This window comes from Streptococcus infantis (genome assembly GCF_019929575.1).
Taxonomy (GTDB): Bacteria; Bacillota; Bacilli; order Lactobacillales; family Streptococcaceae; genus Streptococcus; species Streptococcus infantis_L.
This window is the reverse complement of the sequence record NZ_JAHZPU010000005.1, coordinates 60,565-83,690: the sequence shown is the minus strand read 5'-3', so window position 1 is coordinate 83,690 and position 23,126 is coordinate 60,565. Positions and strand designations below refer to the sequence as shown.

At 34.8% G+C, this 23,126-nt stretch carries 22 protein-coding genes; all 22 read left to right on the top strand.

All coding sequences use genetic code 11. The features are described 5' to 3' along the window. The first annotated feature begins 354 nt into the window (after nt 1-354). The 22 genes from cpsA (at nt 355) to K1I67_RS03250 (ending at nt 23,118) form a co-directional block, all read left to right on the top strand. The gene (gene cpsA, locus K1I67_RS03355; protein ID WP_223338747.1) at nt 355-1,800 is read left to right on the top strand and encodes an LCP family glycopolymer transferase CpsA; all 1,446 of its coding nucleotides are present in this window, start codon (nt 355-357) and stop codon (nt 1,798-1,800) included. Nucleotide 1,801: 1 nt separating this feature from the next. Next, on the top strand, nt 1,802-2,533 hold the full coding sequence (gene cps4B / locus K1I67_RS03350; protein ID WP_223338746.1) for a capsular polysaccharide biosynthesis protein Cps4B: 732 nt from the start codon (nt 1,802-1,804) through the stop codon (nt 2,531-2,533). Between the two features lie 8 nt (nt 2,534-2,541). Next, a complete protein-coding gene (locus K1I67_RS03345; protein WP_223338745.1) occupies nt 2,542-3,234 on the top strand; it encodes a CspC family polysaccharide chain length determinant protein in 693 nt (230 codons plus the stop codon). A 10-nt stretch (nt 3,235-3,244) separates the two neighbouring features. Further along, complete coding sequence (locus K1I67_RS03340; protein WP_223338744.1) at nt 3,245-3,946, top strand: tyrosine-protein kinase; 702 nt, start codon at nt 3,245-3,247, stop codon at nt 3,944-3,946. Between the two features lie 16 nt (nt 3,947-3,962). Then, entirely contained in the window at nt 3,963-5,333 is a 1,371-nt protein-coding gene (locus K1I67_RS03335) for a sugar transferase (RefSeq protein ID WP_223338743.1), read from the top strand. A gap of 7 nt (nt 5,334-5,340) precedes the next feature. After that, nucleotides 5,341-6,132, top strand: a complete 792-nt coding sequence (locus tag K1I67_RS03330; RefSeq protein WP_223338742.1) for a DUF4422 domain-containing protein — start codon at nt 5,341-5,343, stop codon at nt 6,130-6,132. Then, a complete protein-coding gene (locus K1I67_RS03325) occupies nt 6,116-7,210 on the top strand; it encodes a glycosyltransferase (protein WP_223338741.1) in 1,095 nt (364 codons plus the stop codon). Before K1I67_RS03330 ends, K1I67_RS03325 begins: the two co-directional genes overlap by 17 nt. Nucleotides 7,211-7,220: 10 nt before the next feature. Next, the gene (locus K1I67_RS03320; RefSeq protein WP_223338740.1) at nt 7,221-8,135 is read left to right on the top strand and encodes a capsular polysaccharide synthesis protein; all 915 of its coding nucleotides are present in this window, start codon (nt 7,221-7,223) and stop codon (nt 8,133-8,135) included. Then, nucleotides 8,128-9,009: a glycosyltransferase gene (locus K1I67_RS03315; RefSeq protein ID WP_223338739.1), complete on the top strand. Its 882-nt coding sequence runs from the start codon at nt 8,128-8,130 to the stop codon at nt 9,007-9,009. Before K1I67_RS03320 ends, K1I67_RS03315 begins: the two co-directional genes overlap by 8 nt. After that, complete coding sequence (locus K1I67_RS03310; RefSeq protein ID WP_223338738.1) at nt 9,006-10,280, top strand: O-antigen ligase family protein; 1,275 nt, start codon at nt 9,006-9,008, stop codon at nt 10,278-10,280. Before K1I67_RS03315 ends, K1I67_RS03310 begins: the two co-directional genes overlap by 4 nt. Next, nucleotides 10,264-11,508, top strand: a complete 1,245-nt coding sequence (locus K1I67_RS03305) for a rhamnosyltransferase WsaF family glycosyltransferase (RefSeq protein WP_223338737.1) — start codon at nt 10,264-10,266, stop codon at nt 11,506-11,508. Before K1I67_RS03310 ends, K1I67_RS03305 begins: the two co-directional genes overlap by 17 nt. Before the next feature lie 2 nt (nt 11,509-11,510). After that, entirely contained in the window at nt 11,511-12,965 is a 1,455-nt protein-coding gene (locus tag K1I67_RS03300) for a flippase (protein WP_223338736.1), read from the top strand. A gap of 2 nt (nt 12,966-12,967) precedes the next feature. Next, complete coding sequence (locus K1I67_RS03295) at nt 12,968-13,648, top strand: acyltransferase (protein WP_223338735.1); 681 nt, start codon at nt 12,968-12,970, stop codon at nt 13,646-13,648. Between the two features lie 64 nt (nt 13,649-13,712). Then, nucleotides 13,713-14,933 (top strand): nucleotide sugar dehydrogenase, encoded by a 1,221-nt coding sequence (locus K1I67_RS03290; RefSeq protein WP_223338734.1) that lies wholly within the window; start codon nt 13,713-13,715, stop codon nt 14,931-14,933. A gap of 15 nt (nt 14,934-14,948) precedes the next feature. Then, the gene (glf, locus tag K1I67_RS03285) at nt 14,949-16,049 is read left to right on the top strand and encodes a UDP-galactopyranose mutase (RefSeq protein ID WP_223338750.1); all 1,101 of its coding nucleotides are present in this window, start codon (nt 14,949-14,951) and stop codon (nt 16,047-16,049) included. 56 nt (nt 16,050-16,105) lie between these two features. Then, entirely contained in the window at nt 16,106-16,975 is an 870-nt protein-coding gene (gene rfbA, locus K1I67_RS03280; protein ID WP_223338733.1) for a glucose-1-phosphate thymidylyltransferase RfbA, read from the top strand. Further along, the gene (locus tag K1I67_RS03275; protein WP_223338732.1) at nt 16,976-17,569 is read left to right on the top strand and encodes a dTDP-4-dehydrorhamnose 3,5-epimerase family protein; all 594 of its coding nucleotides are present in this window, start codon (nt 16,976-16,978) and stop codon (nt 17,567-17,569) included. Nucleotides 17,570-17,581: 12 nt separating this feature from the next. Next, nucleotides 17,582-18,631, top strand: coding sequence for a dTDP-glucose 4,6-dehydratase (rfbB, locus tag K1I67_RS03270; RefSeq protein ID WP_223338731.1), 1,050 nt, complete (start codon nt 17,582-17,584; stop codon nt 18,629-18,631). Nucleotides 18,632-18,697: 66 nt separating this feature from the next. Next, complete coding sequence (gene rfbD / locus K1I67_RS03265; RefSeq protein WP_223338730.1) at nt 18,698-19,552, top strand: dTDP-4-dehydrorhamnose reductase; 855 nt, start codon at nt 18,698-18,700, stop codon at nt 19,550-19,552. Nucleotides 19,553-19,793: 241 nt separating this feature from the next. Beyond that, nucleotides 19,794-21,167: a cell division protein FtsA gene (gene ftsA, locus K1I67_RS03260; protein WP_223338729.1), complete on the top strand. Its 1,374-nt coding sequence runs from the start codon at nt 19,794-19,796 to the stop codon at nt 21,165-21,167. Nucleotides 21,168-21,184: 17 nt separating this feature from the next. Next, nucleotides 21,185-22,441 carry a cell division protein FtsZ gene (ftsZ, locus tag K1I67_RS03255; protein ID WP_223338728.1) on the top strand — a complete coding sequence of 419 codons (1,257 nt, stop codon included), beginning with the start codon at nt 21,185-21,187 and terminating at the stop codon, nt 22,439-22,441. 5 nt (nt 22,442-22,446) lie between these two features. Then, nucleotides 22,447-23,118 carry a YggS family pyridoxal phosphate-dependent enzyme gene (locus K1I67_RS03250; protein WP_223338749.1) on the top strand — a complete coding sequence of 224 codons (672 nt, stop codon included), beginning with the start codon at nt 22,447-22,449 and terminating at the stop codon, nt 23,116-23,118. The last annotated feature ends 8 nt before the right edge of the window (nt 23,119-23,126 follow it).

The window sequence follows — 23,126 nt, the reverse complement described above, 5'->3', positions numbered from 1 at the left end:
TCAGCTCAAACAGCTTGAAAGATACTCGCTTAATCAGAGGAACAACTTTGTTGCACTTGACTTGACAATTGGGGTAAAAATATTATTTCCTTTGTTTATAATCTTCGATACCCTGGTAGATGATTTAAACATCCTAGATTTGAAACTAGGAAATTAATGTTTGATTTAACAATTTATAGCTTTGTCTTTTTTAGGTTAGATATCTCTTTCAAGCAATATTTTAGCTATTTTATAATTGGGATTTAATATTCATGTTTTTAAGGTAAATGAAAACGATTAACAAGTGTATGTTGATGGTATCCAGTACTACTTTGTGATATAATGAAAATAAAAAATACTTTATAGAGGTGTAAATTGAGTAGACATTCAAAAGAAAGCAAAATGAGCAAGTTTCAACAAAGCATCAATATCATTTTGTTGTTTGTATATATGGTGCTTGCTTGTTTTTTGCTGTTTTTAATATTCAGATATCATATTTTAGCAATTAGCTATGTCAATGTCATTATGGCGATTGTTATGATCCTGCTTGCGCTAATAGCTTTATTTTTGATTCTAAAAAGAAAAGCTAAGATTTTCACCATGATTTTACTCTTGGTGTCGGTATTTGTTAGTTCCATTTCTTTGATTGGAGTTCATCAATTCGTTAGCCTAGCAAATCAACTCAATGCGACATCTAACTATTCTAGTTATTCTATCAGTGTTGTAGTTTTGGCGGATAGTGAGATTGGAAATGTATCGGAATTATCCAGTGTGACAGCTCCAACCAAAACAGATGCAGACAACATCAAAAAGTTGCTCGATGATATTAAGACAAGTCAGAGTAAAGTCTTAACGGTTGAAGAGAGTTCTTCCTATCTTGCGGCTTATAAGAGCCTCTTGGCTGGAGAGACCAAGGCAATTGTTTTGAACAGTGTCTTTGAAAATCTGATTGAGCAAGAGTATCCAGATCACGCAAAAAAAATCAAGAAGATATATACCAAAGAACTAACCAAGACTGTTGAGGCGCCTAAGCTTTCTCAAAACAAGGCTTTTAATATCTACATTAGCGGGATTGACACATACGGACCGATTAGCTCAGTCTCACGTTCAGATGTCAATATCATCATGACTGTCAATCAAGAGACTAAGAAAATTCTCCTGACAACAACGCCTCGTGATGCTTATGTGCCCATAGCTGATGGTGGAAATAACCAAAATGATAAATTGACCCATGCAGGTATTTACGGCGTAGATGCATCGATACATACTTTAGAGAATCTCTATGATATTGAGCTGAATTACTATGCACGACTCAACTTCACCTCTTTCTTGAAATTGATTGATCTTTTAGGTGGGGTCGATGTTTATAATGATCAAGAGTTCACTGCGCATACAAATGGTAAACACTATGGAGTTGGTAACATCCACATGGATTCAGAACTAGCCCTAGGTTTTGTTCGGGAACGATACTCCTTAACCAATGGTGACGGAGATCGTGGACGTAACCAACAAAAAGTCATTTCTGCTATTATTCAAAAACTAACTTCGGCAGAAGCCTTGAAGAATTTTGATAGTATTATGCAAGGATTGCAAGATTCTGTTCAAACCAATATGCCTCCTGAAACCATGGTTAGCTTAGTGAATGCTCAACTAGCAAGTGGAGGGAAATATTCTGTCATTACTCGAGATTTGAAGGGAACTGGTCGTATGGATCTTCCTTCCTATGCTATGCCTGACAGCAATCTTTATATGTTAGAGGTTGATCCAAATAGCTTAGAGACACTCAAAACAGAGATTAAAGATATCATGGAAGGAAGATAAGATGATTGATATTCATTCACATATTGTTTTTGATGTCGATGATGGCCCTCAAAGTAGAGGGGAAAGTAAGGTCTTGCTAGAAGAGGCATACGCTCAGGGAGTTAGAACCATTGTTTCAACCTCTCATCGTCGAAAAGGTATGTTTGAAACACCTGAAGATAAAATTGCGGCTAATTTTAGCGAGGTCAAACAGTTAGCTCAAGAGATTGGCCCAGACTTGACAATTTTATATGGGGCTGAGATTTATTTTTCGGGTGATGCTTTAGAAAAACTTGAAAAAGATTTAATCCCAAGGCTTAATGGAACGCGTTATGCCTTGATTGAGTTCAGTATGAACACTCCTTACAGAGATATTCACAGTGCTTTGTCTAAGATTCTTCTATTAGGGATTACTCCGGTTATTGCTCATATTGAGCGGTATCATGCTTTAGAAAATGATGAGAAGCGTGTGAAAGAATTGATTAATATGGGATGCTATGCCCAAATTAATAGTTCCAGCGTTTTGAAACCAAAACTTTTCGGAGATGCCCATAAGTTTATGAAGAAAAGAGCTGCGTATTTTTTAGAAAAAAACTTGGTTCATGTGGTGGCGAGTGATATGCATAATCTAGATAATCGCCCACCTTTTATGAAGGAAGCTTACGATTTGATAACTAAAAAGTATGGACGAGATAGAGCACGAGACCTTTTTGAAACGAATCCAGCAAAAATATTAAGAGATCAAATTATTTAGGAGACATGATGAAAGAACAAGATAAAATTGAAATTGACATTATACAAATGCTGAAAGCATTATGGAAACGTAAGTTAGTCACAGTAATAGTTGCTATTGTGACAGGTATGATTGCTTTTGCTTATAGCTCATTTGTTATCAAACCTGAGTTTACGAGTACGACACGTATTTACGTAGTTAATCGTAATCAAGGTGATAAACCAGGTTTGACGAATCAGGATCTCCAAGCTGGTTCTTACTTGGTAAAAGATTACCGAGAGATTATTCTTTCCCAAGATGTCCTTGCAAAAGTGGTAGCAGATCAAAATTTAAACATAGACGTGAAGACTCTTGGTAGAAAAGTTCAGGTGACTGTTCCAGTAGACACTCGCATAGTATCAATCTCTGTTCGCGATTTTAAACCTGAAGAGGCGAGTCGTATCGCAAATGCTCTTCGTGAGGTGGCTGCACAAAAAATTATTTCGGTTACTCGTGTTTCTGATGTAACTACACTTGAGGAAGCGCGTCCAGCTACATCGCCCTCTTCTCCAAATATTCGTCGAAATACTCTGATGGGCACTCTTGTAGGTGCTGGCGTCGTAATTATTCTTGTTTTACTTTTTGAACTATTGGATGATCGTGTAAAACGTCCAGAGGATATTGAAGAAGTTATGCATCTCTCTCTTTTAGGAGTGATTCCAAACCTTGAGAAAATAAAGTAAGGATAAAAACATGGCAAAGTTAGAATTATCGGATCAAAGATTAGAATTTGTTAAAAAAGCAGAAGAATATTATAACGCATTACGGACTAATATTCAGTTAAGTGGTGATAAATTAAAGGTGATTGCCATATCGTCTGTTAGACCTGGCGAAGGAAAATCAACTACATCAACCAATATCGCCTGGGCTTTTGCTCGTGCCGGCTACAAAACACTACTAGTAGACGCAGATATAAGAAACTCTGTAATGTCAGGAGTTTTTAAATCTAGGGAAAGAATAACAGGGTTGACGGACTATCTATCAGGAACTAGAGATTTGTCACACGGTTTATGTGAAACAAACGTAGAAAATTTATTTGTGATTCAATCGGGAACGATTTCTCCAAATCCTACAGGGTTGCTTCAAAGTTCAAATTTTGAGACTATGATAGAAACTTTACGTAAGTACTTTGATTATATTATAGTAGATACAGCTCCGATTGGTATCGTTATTGATGCAGCGATTGTTGCACAAAAATGTGATGCATCTATTCTTGTGACAGAAGCTGGTATCACCAAGCGTAGAGAAGTAGATAGAGCTAGACAGCAATTAGAACAAACTGGAACACCATTCCTTGGTGTAATTCTGAATAAGTTCAATATTCATCTTGAAAAATATGGTACATATGGTACATATGGTGGTTATGGGAACTATGGTTCTTATGGTAAAAAATAAGTTTAGGGAGTAAAATATGGAAGGAAGGGGTTTCTATAACGTAACTCTAGCGTTTTTGCAGAGTATACTTGTTAGTGTATTAGCTTATATACTTATTTCTGTAACAGAAACAGAAATTGTTGCAAAAACTGTTTTTGTCCTTTATTTTCTTCACTTTGCTGCCTTCTACATTAGTGATTATGGTAAAGATTTTTTCAAACGAGGCCAGTATGTTGAGTTAGTAGAAACGATTAAATACATCCTCTTTTATGCCTTGTTGATTAGTTTTTCAAGTTTCTTCTTAAAAGAAAAATTTGTGATTTCTAGACGAGGGATGCTCTATTTACTTTCTTTGTATGGTGTTTTGAATTATCTCCTCTGTTTCTTTTTGAAGCGTTATTGGAAAACCTTTAACCATAATTTGAAGAGCAGTCGTAATATTTTGTTGATCACAGCGACATCACGTAATGAAAAAGTGTTGGACCGTTTGTTAACCGCTAACGATGTTCAAGGGAAACTGGTTGCAGTCAGTGTTTTAGACATGCCAGACTTTACTCATGAAAAGGTGACGGTTGTTCCGAGGGAACAGTTGATCTCTTATGCAACGCACGAGGTAGTGGATGAAGTCTTTGTCAATCTTCCAAGTGAAGACTACGACATTGGAGCCATTATTTCTCAGTTTGAAACCATGGGAATCGCTGTCACAGTCAATCTCAATGCTTTCGACAAAAACTTAGGTCGTGATAAACAAATCCATGAGATGGCGGGCTTGAACGTAGTGACATTTTCTACAAATTTTTACAATCCGAGCCATGTGATTGCTAAACGCATCCTTGACATTTGTGGTGCTATCGTTGGGTTGATCCTTTGTGGAATTGCTAGTCTATTTCTAGTTCCCATGATTCGTAAAGATGGCGGACCTGCAATCTTTTCACAAACTCGTGTCGGAAAAAATGGTCGTCACTTTACCTTTTATAAATTCCGCTCGATGCGAGTCGATGCAGAAGCTATCAAGGAGCAGTTGATGGATCAAAATACCATGCAAGGTGGTATGTTTAAAATGGATAATGATCCTCGAGTTACAGAAATTGGTCGTTTTATACGTAAAACTAGTATTGACGAGTTACCCCAGTTTTGGAATGTACTGATTGGGGACATGAGCCTAGTTGGAACTCGTCCTCCAACAGTGGATGAGTATGAAAAGTATACTCCTGAACAGAAACGTCGATTGAGTTTTAAACCAGGCATTACTGGGCTATGGCAAATTAGTGGTCGAAGTGGAATTACCAATTTTGACGATGTTGTCAAACTAGATGTAGCTTATATCGATGATTGGACAATTTGGAAAGACTTTGAAATTTTATTAAAAACAATAAAAGTAGTGTTGATGAGAGATGGAGCAAAGTAGGAGGGGTATGACAAATATTAAAATTATAGTTGCAACTCATAAGAGTTTTGAAATGCCGCAAAATAAAGAATTGTATCTACCAGTCCATGTGGGGTGTGAAGGAAAAGATGATTTGGGATATCAAGGGGATAATACTGGGGAAAACATTTCCCAGTTAAACCCTTATTATTGTGAATTAACAGGTCTATATTGGGCATGGAAAAATCTAGATTGCGATTATCTTGGACTAGTTCATTACCGCCGATATTTTACGAAGAAAACTCAATTTTATAAAGAAAATATAAAAATTGATGAAGTGATTTTAAATCAGGAAGAAATTGAATTGCTTTTGAGAAAAGGGGATATAATAGTTCCTAAAAAAAGGAAATATTATATTGAAACTCTATATTCTCATTATGCACATACATTAGATGCCAGCCATCTAGATTTGGCTAGAAAAGTCATTGAGAAGCAACAACCTGAATACCTTGATTTATTTGACAAAGTTATGAAACAACGTAGTGGCTATATGTTCAATATGTTTATAATGAAAAAGGAATTAGCAAATAATTACTTTGAATGGTTGTTTCCGATTTTAGATTGTATGTTTGATCAGATTAATCTTTCAGAGTTAACTGCATTTGAGGCACGTCTTTTTGGTCGTGTGAGCGAACTATTATTCAACGTATGGCTACATAAAAATTCATACTCACTAGTAGAAGTTCCTTTTGTGTATTTGGAAAGAGTTAACATAATAGAAAAAGGGAAATCATTTTTAATGGCTAAATTTTTTGGTAAGAAGTATGGACAGAGTTTTTAAGGATACTAATAATAAAATACCGTTGTTCAGTGTTATTGTTCCGACATATAAGATATCGGAAGTTAATCTAAGAAAATGCTTGGATTCTCTTTTACATAATAGTCAAGACGCTGAAATAATTTTAGTAGACGATAATGGTAATTTGGATTTGTGTGGGAAGATAATAGATGAGTATGCAAAAAAGTATTATAACATATTGGCTATTCACCAATCGAACCAAGGAGTTTCAGTTGCTAGAAATGCAGGGATGTCTATTGCGCAGGGAGATTATCTAATTTTTGTAGATCCTGATGATTGGGTTACTAAAAATTTTTATAGTCAAATGAAAAATGCAGTAAGTAAATATAATACAAGTGATATAATTATTTTTGCTGCTATTGTAGACTACAATGGAAATCAATTTAGAAATAATTTTTGGAATGCCAGTCGATCTTTTACTGGAAAAGAAAAAGACGATTTGGAGTTGCAATTGATAGCAAAAGGTGCAACTAGTTATTTTCCAACTGAAATTGGAGTGGGTGTTCCTTGGGCTAAAATATATCGAAAAGAATTTGTACAAGATAACAATCTAGAGTTTAAGCCAGAACTTCGCCGAATGCAAGATAATATTTTTAATATGTATGCATTTGAATTAGCAAATGAGATTGTTTATATAGATGAGCCTATTTATTATTATAGAAAAAGCATGGATAGTGCGACCAATAAGAAAAATGAAAAAGTAATTTATTATTTTGAATTAGTTAATGATGAAGTTGTAAAGTTTATCAAAAAATTTAAAAAACCTGAAATATTTGAAGCTGCTCTACATATAAAAAGACTTATAGGTGTCAATTCGTATTATAAATTGTATTTTCAGTTTGCATCTTCTGCAAATGAAAAGAAGAGAATGAGGCAAGAATTTCGTGAACTTTTAGAGAAAAAGGAATATGCAGATTCGCTAAATAAAGTTAATGAAATGTATTTATTTCCAAAAGAAAAAGTATTTATAAATATTTTAAAATTAAAAAATTTACGATTATTTTCTTTTTTACAAATGCTTGAGCAATGTTTGATGAGATTAAAAAATCGTCGTTTTTAATAGGAGTGATATGAAGCGATTAACATTGGATTTAATTAATTACACATATAAAATCACAAAACGGTTACCATTTTCTTTTATTAAAAGTTTAGGTGAAAGAATATATTCGAGTAAAGATTCATATATTTTTAAAGTATTAGATGAATTAAATATAGAAGAAAGTAGTTATGATTTATCTCCACCAGAGTTGTTTTCAGATAAAATTTGGATTTGTTGGTTTCAAGGCGAAGAAAAAGCACCTGAAATTGTTAAAAAATGTATAAATAGCGTTCGAAAACATGCCTCTGGTCATGAAGTGATTATTCTAACAGAAGAAAATATCACTGATTTTGTGACAATCCCTAATATTGTTTTAGAAAAGTATAGAGATGGCCAAATTAGTAAAACTCATTTTTCAGATATAGTTCGTCTGAATTTACTTGCACAACAAGGTGGTCTTTGGGTAGATGCAACTGTTTTTATGACGAGAGATTTAGATTTGTCGTTGTATTTTCATAGTGATTTTGTTAGTCTAAAACATTCAACTAAAATCTCCCCGTCATTTGATACCGGTTATTGGACAACCTACTTCGTATATGTCCCTAGAAAATTTGAATTGGTTCAATATACTGCCATGACAATAAATAAGTATATTGAAGAATATGATAGTTTTATAGATTATTTTTTACAGGATTATATAATTTCTAAAGCTATTAAAGATTTAGATTATGAATCATACATGGAAGAAAGGCCTATATTGGGAAATAATCGTTGGCTTTTATCATCGCTGGCTAATCAAATTGCAACTTCAGAACTTCTAAGTCAATTTAAACAAGATGTAGTGGGGATTTATAAACTAACATATAAAACCAAATATATTAGAAAAAAGAACAGTAGGGAAACGATTTATAAAAAAATTGTAGAGGATGGAGAATGTCTTGAATAAAAAAATTGGAATTGTTATTTTAAATTATCTTAATTGGAATGACACTCTAGAATGTATAGATAGTTTGCGTAAACAAAAGAATCAAGATTTTGAAGCAGTAATAGTGGAAAATGCTTCTCCTAATGAATCTGCTTATAGGATAAAAGATTATATAAAGAGCGATAAGAACATCCATCTCTCTATAGTGGATACAAACTTAGGTTATGCAAATGGGAATAATGTAGGAATTCTTTACTTAAAAAAAAGTCACTCGATAAATAGAATTTTATTAGTCAATAACGACGTAATATTTAATGATGAAAACTATGTAGAACAATTAATAAATATGGAATACGGTGATAATATTGGAGCTATTGGCACAAAGATAATAGGAGCTGATGGATTAGATCAAAATCCAGCTTATTTTCCAATTTCATTTAATTCTACAATGAAATCATTTATTATTAATTTACTGGCATTCTCTAAGGTTATTACTTTTATTAAAAAACGTTTTCTTTCATCATGGGCAAAAAAAGCCAATAATTTTTCAATACCGAAGACTAATAATCAAAAATATTATCTACATGGCTCGGCTATTTTTCTAACTGAAAACTATTTAGATAAGTATATGGGATTGTATGGTGGAACTTTTCTTTACTATGAAGAAGTAATTTTAGGTATTATATTTGAAAAAACTGGTCTTGATATGCTATATGTACCAGACTTTTCAATCTACCATAAAGAAGATCAATCTTCAATTCAAAGTTTTAATAACGATGAACTTGTGAGACGGCGTTATTTGTTAAAAAGTATTTGGTCTAGCATACATATATATAGAAGTTCAAAAGGTAACTTGCCTAAAATTATTGAAAATTCAATCAAGGAAAAATTATGATTAATTCATCTAAGTATCTTAAGTTTGTCTTATATTATCAAGTACTATCATTTTATTTTCTAGGTATTTTTTATAGATTATCCGCTTCTAATCGAATATTATTTGTAATAGCAGATATAATTTTTCTAATGTTTTATCTGCTAATATTTGCGAAAAAGATAGATAGTTCTGATATAAAATTATTTGCTATATTTACTTCATTATATTTATTTGGGAGCCTACAAGGATATAATATTGGTGATGCGCTTATTATTTTTTCAATAGTATATTTAAAATATATTTTATTTAAATATATAATCCTTAACATACCTAAATCTGACTTAGTAAGAGTATTTACAAATATCGGTATTGTGAATACTGTCATTTTATTGATAGAAGTTTTAAGTCATGGAAGAATTAATGTATTTGTAAATTATTATACCTTAGCGCAGAAAATAGAAACCCTTAATAAGATTGGTACAAATTTAGTTGTTTTAAGAGGAGGATTTGAAAATCCATTAGTAACTTCTTTGATGCTATCTTCTACATTGCTATTTTTTATGACTATTAAAAAAAAGCTTTTACGCAATATACTAATTGTAACTAATTTGTTTTTGATTATGGGAACAGAAAAAAGGTCAGGTATTCTAATTAGTATCGTACTATTAATAATTTATTATTTTAGAAAAAATCTGAAAACAAAGAATGTCAGTAAATTTATAGTAAAATTATTAGGAGGATTATTTTTCTTAGGCTGTGCTCTAATTTTTATGAATTTGATAGTGATTTCTGGCCGTAGCATTTTTCAGATGATAACTGAGAGATTTTCATTATTAAGTAGTGGATCTGATTTTTCTGCAATACATAGAACAATGTCTTTAAAAACAAGTTTAGAAATAATTTTGAATAGAAATATAATTAATATATTGTTTGGCAATGGTTTTCATTTTTTACCAAGCTTTATGTATTATAACAATATCACTATTACTAAATTAGGATTTCTAATTATAGATAATTCTTATCTATCTTTTTTTGCTGACTTCGGTATAGTTCCCTTAATAGGTTTAATAATTTATCTTATAAGACATATTTTTAAACATCTTTTTTCGGATGAAATTGATTATATTTCAGAAATAATCAGTTTTAGCTTAATTGTGTTACTTTTATCAGCCAGTGTATTCGATATCTTTAATTGGTACCAGAGTACTCTTTTATTGTGCTTTTTCATTGCGTATTTAAGTGTATATAGTAATTCTAGTAAAGGAAAAGAAATAAATGACCATCAAAAATGAAATAAAACATTTAAAACGAAAAATAGATAAAAATTTTTTTCAAAAAGATTATACATCTATTTCTGATATTAAAGATTACCAAGTTAAAATTTCTAAGAATCCTAGGCCACGGCTTAACTTATTAATTACCTCAATGAATTCTCAGGATGTCTACGCAGGTATAAAATCAGCAGTAGATTTTTTTGTGAAGTTCAAAAAATTTGATATAGATTTAAGAATTATTGTAATGGGAAAAAGAATTGACGAGTCTTCTCTTTATCCTGTTCCTGATTTTACATTTATTAAAGACTATCCAATTGAGAATGATAATGATTCTAAAATTATTTGCGATTCTTCTAAGAATTGTTCCTCATTGTTTATTAGAGAGCGGGACTATTTCCTATCAACTATGTGGTTTACAGCATATAATGCGGATAGTATTTTAAACAAACAAGAAAAGCTATTTGGGAAACGGATGCCAATGGTTTATCTAATTCAGGATTATGAACCAGGTTTCTATCCATGGTCTTCGGAGTATCTGTTAGCAGAAAGTACCTATCATTTAGAGAATCAATTAGTAGTCTTTAACTCCAGATACTTGAAAGATTATTTTGATAAGAATGGATATGTTTTTGAAAAAAGTTTCTATTTTGATCCAGTTTTAAATGAAAATCTCAGAAATGTTCTCAATCTGAATGGTAACTCTAATATTGAAAGAAAAAACCGTATTCTATTTTATGGAAGACCAAGTAAAGCTCGAAATGCTTTTCAGTTGATATGTATGGCACTTGAAAAATGGAGTTTATTAGATGAGAATAGTTCACAATGGGAGATTTATTCAGCTGGAGAAGATTTAAAAGATGTTAAATTAAAAAACAATTTGGTTATAAAATCATTAGGTAAGATGTCTGTAGAAAATTATGCTAAATTTATGTTAGAATCAAAAATAGGTATCTCGTTAATGGTATCTCCTCATCCAAGCTATCCTCCTTTGGAAATGGCAACTTTTGGAATGAAAGTATTAACAAATTCTTTCGTTACAAAAGATATTTCAGATTTTAATGAGAATATAAAATCAATTGAACATATTAATATTAATAGATTAGCTGAGGAGTTGCATCGGTTGACAACTGCTCAAACAGACTATAAAGTTTTGAAGAATGATAACTATGTCAATGGGGTTAGTCAGATCGATACAATTGTAGACGATATTGGATTATATTTACAATTTCAAAAATGTGAGGTGTAATTTTGAAGCGGAAATCCATTGCATTCAACTATATACTTAATCTGATAAAAACAACCCTATCTATTCTCTTTCCTTTGATATCATACCCATATGTTTCGCGTATACTATCAGTAGATGGATTAGGTGCAATTAACTTTTCTACCTCATTTGTTAATTATTTTCTCCTAATTGCAACTTTTGGGATTAATATTTATGCTGTTAGAGAAGGAGCAAAGTATCGAGATAATAAAAAGCTACTTGGAAAATTTGTAACAGAGATGTTACTTATTAGTATTTGCACTGCCATCCTTTCATTCTTTCTTTTGATTTTTTCCTTGCTTCTTCCTGCTCTATCAGAGTATAGAGCTCTTATTCTGATTTTTTCAATTACCATTGTTTTTAATGTTGTAGGTATGGAATGGTTCTTTCAATTGATTGAAGATTACCAATATATAACACTTCGGGCAATTGTTTTTCAAATTCTATCTTTAATCTCTTTATTTATATTTGTCAAAGATAGGAATGATATTTATGTGTATGCTCTAATTACGGTTGCAGCTAATGCAGGTTCTCAGATATTAAATTTATTTAGACTTACAAAAGAAGTTGAAATATTTAAGTATAAAGGTTATAATATTATACCTTATTTCAAACCAATGTTTTTGATATTTCTAACTTTATTATCGATGAATGTATATAGATATTTGGATGTTACTTTTTTAGGATTTCTTAAAAATGATCTAAGTGTAGGATATTATAGTTTATCTACAAAAATTACTAATGTTATCATTTCGATGGTTTCCTCTGTTACGGTCATTTTAACTCCACGTTTAGCATATCACTATAAAAATAAAGAATTTAATAAATTCTTTAAAATTGCTTATGGCTCATTTGATTTTATTCTGCTACTTGCTATTCCGATAGTAGTTGGAGTATTTAGTTTCAGTCCAGTGTTGGTAGATTTTTTGGGAGGAAGTAACTTTGTTCCTTCAGTGATAACTGTTAAAATACTCAGTTTAACTATACTATTTTCAAATTTAAATGCACTCCTAATCACACCAATCCTAACTGTAATGAATCAAGAAAAAACCGTTTTGAAAATCTTTATTTTTGCATTAATTTTTAATATTGTTACGAATATGACTCTTATCCCGATAATGGATTTTAATGGCTCAGCAATAGTTACAGTTTTAACAGAAGCCATTATTTGTATTTTATCAGTTTTAAGTGTTAGAAATGTATTTAACATAAAAAAACTGTTTAAAAATATATTCCAGTATCTAGTGGCGTGTTTTATTATTGTTCTTTGTAAAATTATAATATCCGAGTTTATTTTATCAAGTGGAATTGTTTTTATTGTTACAGTTTTTGTAAGTATTATATTGTATTTGGGTATTTTGATTCTATTTCAGAACGATCTAGTGGTTCAAGCAATAAATGAGATAAAAAATAGAAGATCAAGAAAAGAAATGAGGTAGTAATGGGGATTTTTTTAAGATTTTTAAGCAGGCTATTTGTAACATTACTATCTCTTCCTAAGATTTTTTATATAAATTTTAAATTTCTTCCTTTCAGTCAAGCTATCAGATTACCTATATATGTACATTATAATACAGAGTTAGTGATTAAGGGAAGAATAATAATAAGTGACACCAATATTTCTCTATTTACAATAATTTTTGGAAAAGATGGTTCACATCATATTTCATACAACAAAAGTAAATTATTTATCTATGAAGGGGGAAGGTTGATTTTAGATAATAGAATTTTATTTTCTAGTGGTTTCAATATATGTATAGAACAAGGTGCTACAGTTAAAGTAGGTGAAAGTACTTCATTTAATAGAAATTGTTCAATTTTTTGTAAAAATAAAATTACTATCGGAAAAAATAATTTATTTGGTTGGAATTGTAGTCTACGAGATAATGATGGTCATTCAATTTATTATCAAAATAATAAATTAGAGAGTGAAGGAACTATCGTGATTGAGGACAATTGTTGGATAACTGCAGATTCAGTTATATTAAAGAATAGTTTTCTAGCTTCAATGATTGTTGTTGCTACTGGTAGCTTGGTTAATAAACGATTCAATCAAAACAATATCTTGATTGCTGGTAGACCTGCTCGTATTGTACGAGATGCGATAAGATGGGAGAAATAATATAAAAAATCCTTTTCTAATTTTAGAATTAGCGAATAGTAATGAAAGGAAATAGGTAAAGTAGATGAAAATTGCAGTTGCTGGAACCGGATACGTTGGATTATCAATCTCAGTTCTATTATCTCAACATCATGAGGTGGTAGCTGTCGATATTATTCCAGAAAAAGTTAGTCTAATTAATAACGGGAAATCTCCCATTAAAGATGATTATATCGAGGAATATTTAGCAAATAGGTCACTTAATTTGGTGGCGACTTTGGATGCAAAAACGGCATATTCTGATGCTGATTTTGTTATCATTGCTGCTCCAACCAACTATGATTTGGAAAAGAATTTTTTTGATACATCTGCTGTAGAAGCAGTTATTGAAACAGTGTTAGATATAAATCCTAACGCTATTATGATAATTAAAAGTACTGTTCCTGTAGGTTATACTCAGTCAGTTCGTAATAAATATAATGCAAATAATATTTTATTTAGTCCAGAATTTTTACGTGAATCAAAGGCATTATATGATAATTTATATCCTAGCCGTATAATTATTGGACTTGATATGGATGATGAAAATTTTAGAGATAAAGCTGAAACTTTTGCAGCGTTGCTAAAAGAAGGGGCCATAAAAGAGGATATAGAAACTCTTTATATGGGATTTACTGAGGCGGAAGCAGTGAAACTTTTTGCTAATACATATTTAGCTTTGCGTGTTTCTTATTTTAACGAGTTAGATACTTATGCGGAAGTTAAAGGTTTAGATACTAAAGCAATTATTGAGGGAGTCGGTCTAGATCCACGTATTGGAACTCAATATAATAATCCTTCTTTTGGATATGGCGGATATTGTCTACCGAAAGATAGTAAGCAGTTATTGGCAAATTATGAAAATGTTCCACAGAATATGATGACAGCAATAGTTAAAAGTAACCAAACTAGAAAAGATTTCATTGCTAGCCAAATTTTAAAACTTGCTGGAGTGCTAAATGATGAAAAAAATCATCCAGAGGATGTAACAATAGGTATTTACAGATTGACTATGAAAAGTAACTCGGATAATTTTCGAGAGTCATCTATTCAAGGTATCATGAAGCGTTTAAAGACTGAAGGTGTGAATTTAATTATTTATGAACCTACTCTTGTAGATAAGGAAACATTTTTAGGAAGCAAGATAATAAATAATCTGGAAGAATTCAAATCAGTTAGTAAGGTTATAGTTGCAAACCGATTTGATGATTTGCTTTCAGATGTGTATGAAAAAGTATACAGTCGCGATATTTTTAAAAGAGATTAGGAATAATGTATAATGATGTATGATTATCTTATCGTTGGTGCAGGTTTGTCAGGAGCAATCTTTGCACACGAAGCTACAAAACGTGGGAAAAAAGTAAAAGTGATTGACAAGCGTGATCACATTGGTGGAAATATCTACTGTGAAAATGTTGAGGGCATCAATGTCCACAAGTACGGCGCTCACATTTTCCATACTTCCAACAAAAAAGTTTGGGATTATGTTAACCAGTTTGCAGAGTTCAATAACTATATCAACTCACCAGTGGCTAACTACAAGGGGAGTCTTTACAATCTTCCTTTCAACATGAATACTTTTTATACTATGTGGGGAACTAAGACACCACAAGAAGTCAAGAATAAGATTGCTGAGCAGACTGCTGATATGAAAGATGTTGAGCCAAAGAACTTGGAAGAACAAGCTATCAAGTTGATTGGGCCAGATATTTATGAAAAATTAATCAAGGGCTATACAGAAAAACAATGGGGACGCTCTGCTACAGACCTTCCGCCGTTTATTATTAAGCGACTTCCAGTACGTTTGACCTTTGATAACAACTACTTTAATGACCGTTACCAGGGTATTCCAATCGGTGGCTACAATGTCATTATTGAAAATATGCTTGGCGACGTAGAAGTAGAACTTGGGGTTGATTTCTTTGCCAATCGTGAAGAGTTGGAAAAATCGGCTGAAAAAGTTGTCTTCACGGGGATGATTGACCAATATTTTGATTACAAACATGGGGAGTTGGAGTACCGTAGCCTGCGTTTTGAACACGAAATCTTGGATGAGGAAAACCATCAAGGGAATGCCGTGGTCAACTACACGGAGCGTGAGATTCCTTATACTCGTATCATTGAGCATAAGCACTTCGAGTATGGTACACAACCGAAGACAGTCATTACTCGCGAATACCCAGCTGATTGGAAACGTGGAGATGAGCCATACTACCCAATCAATGATGAAAAGAACAATGCTATATTTGCCAAGTACCAAGAAGAAGCTGAGAAAAATGATAAGGTCATCTTCTGTGGGCGCCTAGCTGACTATAAATACTACGACATGCATGTGGTCATTGAACGTGCTCTTAGTGTAGTAACGGATGAGTTTGGTTACTAAAACTTGCATTTTTAACACTTTTATCATTGTACAATAACAAAGAAAGGCACCCTACTATGAAAGGTATTATTCTCGCGGGTGGCTCGGGGACACGTTTATATCCTTTGACTCGAGCTGCATCAAAACAACTGATGCCGGTTTATGATAAACCGATGATTTACTACCCACTTTCAACATTAATGTTGGCTGGGATTAGGGATATTTTGATTATCTCAACTCCTCAAGATTTGCCTCGTTTTAAAGATTTACTTCAAGACGGGTCTGAGTTTGGGATTAAACTTTCTTACGCAGAGCAACCGAGTCCAGATGGTTTGGCGCAAGCCTTTATCATTGGGGAAGAGTTTATTGGTAATGATAGCGTTGCTCTAATCTTAGGTGACAATATCTACCACGGCCCTGGGCTTTCTAAGATGCTAAGAAAGGCAGCAAGTAAGGAGTCGGGGGCAACTGTTTTTGGTTACCATGTGAAGGATCCTGAACGCTTTGGTGTGGTTGAGTTTGATCAGGATATGAACGCTATTTCTATTGAAGAAAAGCCAGAGCACCCTCGTTCAAACTATGCAGTTACAGGACTCTATTTCTATGATAATGATGTAGTGAAGATTGCCAAAAGTATAAAACCAAGCCCTCGTGGGGAATTGGAAATTACAGATGTAAACAAGGCATACCTAGATCGTGGAGATTTATCCGTTGAGGTTATGGGACGTGGCTTTGCTTGGTTGGATACTGGGACTCATGAAAGTTTACTAGAGGCTTCACAGTACATCGAGACAGTGCAACGGATGCAAAATGTTCAGGTGGCAAACTTGGAAGAAATTGCTTACCGCATGGGCTATATCAGTCGCGAAGACGTGTTAGCCTTAGCCCAACCACTTAAGAAAAATGAATACGGACAGTATCTGCTCCGTTTGATTGGAGAATCATAGATGACAGACAATTTTTTCGGTAAGACTCTTGCGGCACGCAAGGTTGAAGCTATTCCAGGTATGTTGGAATTTGATATTCCTGTACATGGGGATAATAGAGGCTGGTTCAAAGAAAATTTCCAGAAGGAAAAGATGTTGCCCCTAGGTTTCCCAGAGTCTTTTTTTTCAGAAGGAAAATTACAAAACAACGTCTCTTTTTCTCGTAAGCATGTCCTTCGCGGTTTGCACGCAGAACCATGGGACAAGTACATCTCGGTAGCAGATGGTGGAAAGGTCTTAGGTTCTTGGGTTGATTTACGTGAGGGTGAAACTTTCGGAAATACCTATCAAACAGTAATTGATGCGAGTAAAGGGATTTTTGTTCCGCGTGGAGTTGCTAATGGCTTCCAAGTATTATCAGATACAGTTTCTTATAGTTATTTAGTTAATGACTACTGGACTTTAGAACTCAAACCTAAATATGCTTTTGTAAACTACGCTGATCCGAGCCTTGGTATTGAATGGGAAAATCTTGCAGAAGCAGAGGTTTCAGAAGCAGATAAAAATCATCCACTACTTAAGGATGTAAAACCTTTGAAAAAAGAAGATTTGTAAAAAGGAAAGAATATGACTGAATACAAAAAAATCATCGTGACAGGAGGAGCTGGTTTTATCGGATCCAACTTTGTCCATTATGTTTACAAGAATTTTCCAGATGTTCACGTGACAGTCTTGGACAAGTTGACTTATGCTGGAAACCGCGCTAATATTGAGGAAATTTTAGGTGATCGTGTTGAGTTGGTTGTTGGTGACATTGCTGATGCAGAGTTGGTAGACAAGTTGGCAGCTCAAGCTGATGCTATCGTTCACTATGCGGCGGAAAGTCATAATGATAATTCACTCAATGATCCATCTCCATTTATCCATACTAACTTCATCGGAACTTATACTCTATTGGAAGCGGCCCGCAAATATGACCTTCGCTTCCACCATGTGTCTACAGACGAAGTTTATGGGGATCTCCCTCTACGTGAGGATTTGCCAGGCCATGGTGAAGGTCCAGGTGAGAAATTTACTGCTGAAACCAAGTACAATCCGAGCTCTCCATATTCATCAACTAAAGCAGCTTCAGACTTGATTGTGAAAGCTTGGGTACGATCGTTTGGTGTTAAGGCAACGATTTCTAACTGTTCAAATAACTACGGTCCTTATCAACACATCGAAAAATTCATCCCACGTCAGATTACCAATATCCTAAGTGGCATTAAGCCAAAACTGTATGGTGAAGGTAAGAACGTTCGTGACTGGATTCATACCAATGACCATTCTTCAGGTGTATGGACAATCTTGACAAAAGGGCAAATCGGTGAAATCTACTTGATTGGTGCTGATGGTGAAAAGAACAACAAGGAAGTTTTGGAACTAATACTTAAGGAAATGGGACAACCTGCCGATGCCTATGATCATGTGACTGATCGCGCAGGACATGACCTTCGCTATGCGATAGATGCAAGCAAGCTCCGTAATGAACTCGGATGGGAACCAGAGTTTACCAACTTCGAACAAGGTCTCAAAGAAACCATTCAATGGTACAAAGCTAACCAAGAGTGGTGGCAAGGAGAAAAAGAAGCTGTTGAAGCCAACTACGCTAAGACGCAAGAGGTTCTTGAAAAATAAAAAGCAGAAATTTTCTGCTTTTTATTACTATACTGAAGAATTATGAATCAGTTGAAAGGAAGAAAAATGATTTTAATTACAGGGGCAAATGGTCAATTAGGAACTGAACTTCGTTATTTATTGGATGAACGTAATGAAGAATACGTTGCTGTTGATGTGGCTGAGATGGATATTACCAATGCAGAGATGGTTGAGAAAGTTTTTGAAGAAGTGAAACCGACTTTAGTCTACCACTGTGCAGCCTACACTGCTGTTGATGCAGCAGAGGATGAAGGGAAAGAATTGGACTTTGCCATCAATGTTACGGGGACAGAAAATGTCGCAAAAGCATCTGAAAAGCATGGTGCAACCCTAGTTTATATTTCTACGGACTATGTCTTTGATGGTAAGAAACCAGTTGGACAAGAGTGGGAAGTTGATGACCGCCCAGATCCACAGACAGAATATGGTCGGACTAAGCGTATGGGAGAGGAGCTTGTAGAGAAATACGTTTCAAACTTCTATATTATCCGTACAGCTTGGGTTTTTGGAAATTACGGCAAAAACTTCGTGTTTACCATGCAAAATCTTGCGAAAACACATAAGACCTTGACGGTTGTAAATGATCAACATGGTCGTCCAACCTGGACCCGTACCTTGGCTGAATTTATGACTTACCTAGCTGAAAACCGCAAGGATTTTGGTTATTACCATTTGTCAAACGATGCGACAGACGACACAACATGGTATGATTTTGCAGTTGAGATTTTGAAAGATACAGATGTCGAAGTTAAGCCAGTAGATTCAAGTCAATTTCCGGCAAAAGCTAAACGTCCGCTAAACTCAACAATGAGCCTTGCTAAAGCTAAAGATACTGGCTTTGTCATTCCGACGTGGCAAGATGCCTTGAAAGAATTTTATAAACAAGACGTTAAAAAATAAGCTTACTTAAAGCAAAAATGTTTACTAAAAGAGAGAGAAAATAGATTCTCTTTCTTTTTTATTTACTCACTGATGAAATTATCGTAGAATTATAAAAATTCAAGAAAAAGCTTGTGTAAATGTTAGAAAATTTGAGCACGAATGTATTTTTTGTGTTATAATATTCTGTGAGTAGTTATGCCTTGGTGTAGCTATTAAAAATAGAAGTGTGAAACTTGGAAGATAGAGAGGACGCAGTGTAATGACTAGGAATGGTTTTTTTACAGGCTTAGATATCGGAACTAGCTCTATTAAAGTGTTGGTTGCAGAGCTTGTAAATGGTGAAGTAAATGTAATTGGCGTAAGCAATGCCAAAAGTAAAGGTGTCAAAGATGGGATTATCGTTGACATCGAAGCAGCAGCGACTGCTATTAAGTCTGCAATTTCTCAAGCAGAGGAAAAAGCAGGGATTTCAATTAAGTCTGTAAACGTTAGTTTGCCAGCTAATTTGTTGCAAGTTGAGCCAACTCAAGGCATGATTCCAGTGACATCAGACACCAAGGAAATTACGGATCAAGACGTTGAGAACGTAGTTAAATCAGCCTTGACTAAAAGTATGACTCCAGACCGTGAAGTCATCACCTTTATCCCAGAGGAATTTGTCGTAGATGGATTCCAAGGAATTCGTGATCCTCGTGGTATGATGGGCGTGCGTTTGGAAATGCGCGGTCTCTTGTATACTGGTCCACGTACTATCCTCCACAATCTTCGTAAAACTGTTGAGCGTGTTGGAGTTCAAATTGATAACGTGATTATCTCACCTCTTGCAATAGTTCACTCTGTCTTGAATGAAGGTGAACGCGAGTTTGGTGCGACTGTTATTGACATGGGTGGTGGCCAAACGACTGTTGCCACTGTTCGCAACCAAGAACTTCAATACACAAATGTCAACCAAGAGGGTGGCGACTATGTCACAAAAGACATCTCTAAAGTTCTTAGGACTTCTAAGAAAATTGCAGAAGGTCTAAAACTGAACTACGGGGAAGCTTATCCACCGCTAGCTAGCAAGGAAACCTTCCAAGTTGAAGTGATCGGTGAGGTTGAACCCGTTGAAGTGACTGAGGAATACTTGGCTGAGATTATTTCAGCAAGACTTAAGCACATTTTTGAGCAAATTAAGCAAGACTTGGAAAGACGTCACCTACTAGACTTGCCAGGGGGTATTGTCTTAATTGGTGGAAATGCCCTTCTTCCAGGTGTTGTTGAATTAGCCCAAGAAGTATTTGGAGTACGTGTTAAGTTATTCGTGCCAAATCAAGTTGGTATTCGCAACCCTGCTTTTGCTCATGTCATCAGCTTGTCAGAATTCGCTGGCAGCCTTACTGAAGTGAATGTTTTGGCACAACGAGCAATTCGAGGCGACCAAAGTTTACGCAATCAACCGATTGATTTTAGAAATTCAGCTCAACCAGTTTCACCTGTTTCTCCACGATCAGTATTTAATACAGTGACACCTTCTGAGCCTGAAACAACTCAATCTGTTGAACCAGTAGCTCCTCTTCAATCAGAAGAAAAGAGCAAGGGTAAATTGACGGATCGTTTCCGTAGCTTGATTGGAAGTATGTTTGACGAATAAAATAGAGGAATATAAATATGACATTTTCATTTGATACAGCAGCTGCACAAGGTGCAGTAATTAAAGTAATCGGTGTCGGTGGTGGCGGTGGAAATGCCATCAACCGTATGGTTGACGAAGGCGTTTCTGGCGTTGAGTTTATCGCAGCCAACACAGATGTGCAGGCTTTGAGCAGTACAAAAGCTGAGACAGTTATCCAGCTTGGCCCTAAATTGACTCGTGGACTTGGTGCAGGAGGACAACCTGAGGTTGGTCGTAAAGCTGCAGAAGAGAGCGAAGAAGTATTGACAGAAGCAATCAGCGGTGCGGACATGGTCTTCATTACTGCTGGTATGGGTGGTGGTTCTGGTACAGGAGCTGCACCAGTTATCGCTCGTATTGCAAAAAGTCTCGGAGCTTTGACAGTAGGTGTTGTCACTCGTCCATTTGGCTTTGAAGGAAGCAAACGTGGACAATTTGCCATCGAAGGGATTAACGAACTTCGTGAGCATGTTGATACACTCTTGATTATCTCAAACAACAACTTGCTAGAGATTGTTGACAAGAAGACTCCACTTCTTGAAGCGTTGAGTGAAGCAGATAACGTCCTTCGTCAAGGTGTACAAGGGATTACAGATTTGATTACAAATCCTGGCTTGATCAACTTGGACTTTGCAGACGTTAAGACTGTTATGGCTAACAAAGGAAATGCCCTTATGGGTATTGGTATCGGTAGCGGTGAAGAACGTGTTGTAGAAGCTGCTCGTAAAGCAATCTACTCACCACTTCTTGAAACAACTATCGATGGAGCAGAAGATGTGATTGTCAACGTAACTGGTGGCTTGGACTTGACTTTGATTGAAGCTGAAGAAGCATCAGAAATTGTTAACCAAGCAGCTGGGCACGGTGTTAACATCTGGCTTGGAACATCTATTGATGAGACAATGAAAGACGAAATCCGTGTGACTGTTGTTGCGACAGGAGTACGTCAGGATAAAGTTGAGAAAGTTGTAACTGCTCAACCACGCCAAGCAACACACCGTGAACCTGCTCGAACTAGCCATGCACAAACTTTTGATCGTAATTTTGATATGGCTGATACAGCAGAAATTCCAACTCCAAGCTATCGCCGCCAAGAAGCACCAAAGACATCAGCCTTTGGCGACTGGGACTTGAGACGCGACGCTATCGTTCGTCAAGGAGATCCAGTTGTTTCTCCAGTAGAACGCTTTGAAGTTCCAGCAGCGATAGATGAAGACGAGTTGGGAACTCCACCATTCTTTAAAAATCGTTAATGAAGATGAATTTAAAAGAAAATAGGAACCTTGTTTTTCAACAGATATCGAGTGCAGTTCAGGAAGCCGGTCGTGAAAACGATTCGGTTTCTGTGATTGCGGTGACCAAATATGTAGATGTTGAAACAGCCTCAGTTTTGGTTTCGCAAGGAGTGCAGCACATTGGTGAGAACCGTGTTGATAAATTTCTTGACAAGTATCATGCTCTGAGTGATAAAAATCTTACCTGGCATTTGATTGGAACCTTACAGAGACGTAAAGTCAAGGAAGTGATTTCTTATGTGGATTATTTTCACGCTTTAGATTCCCTAAAGCTAGCTCAGGAAATTCAAAAACGAGCGGACCACAAAATTAAGTGCTTTTTGCAAGTAAATATCTCCCAGGAAGAGAGCAAGCATGGTTTTTCGAAAGAAGAATTGTTAGCTTTTTTGCCAGAACTCTCACAATTAGATCAGATTGAGTACGTTGGATTGATGACCATGGCTCCATTTGAAGCAACAAGTCAAGAGTTACTTGAGATATTTAAAGAAACGCAAGAATTGCAAAAATACATTCAAGAAAAACATCTCCCTAATATGCCGATGACCGAACTAAGTATGGGTATGAGTCGGGACTTCAAAGAAGCGATTCAATGTGGTTCAACTTTCGTTCGAATCGGTACAGCATTTTTTAAGTAGGAAATAAC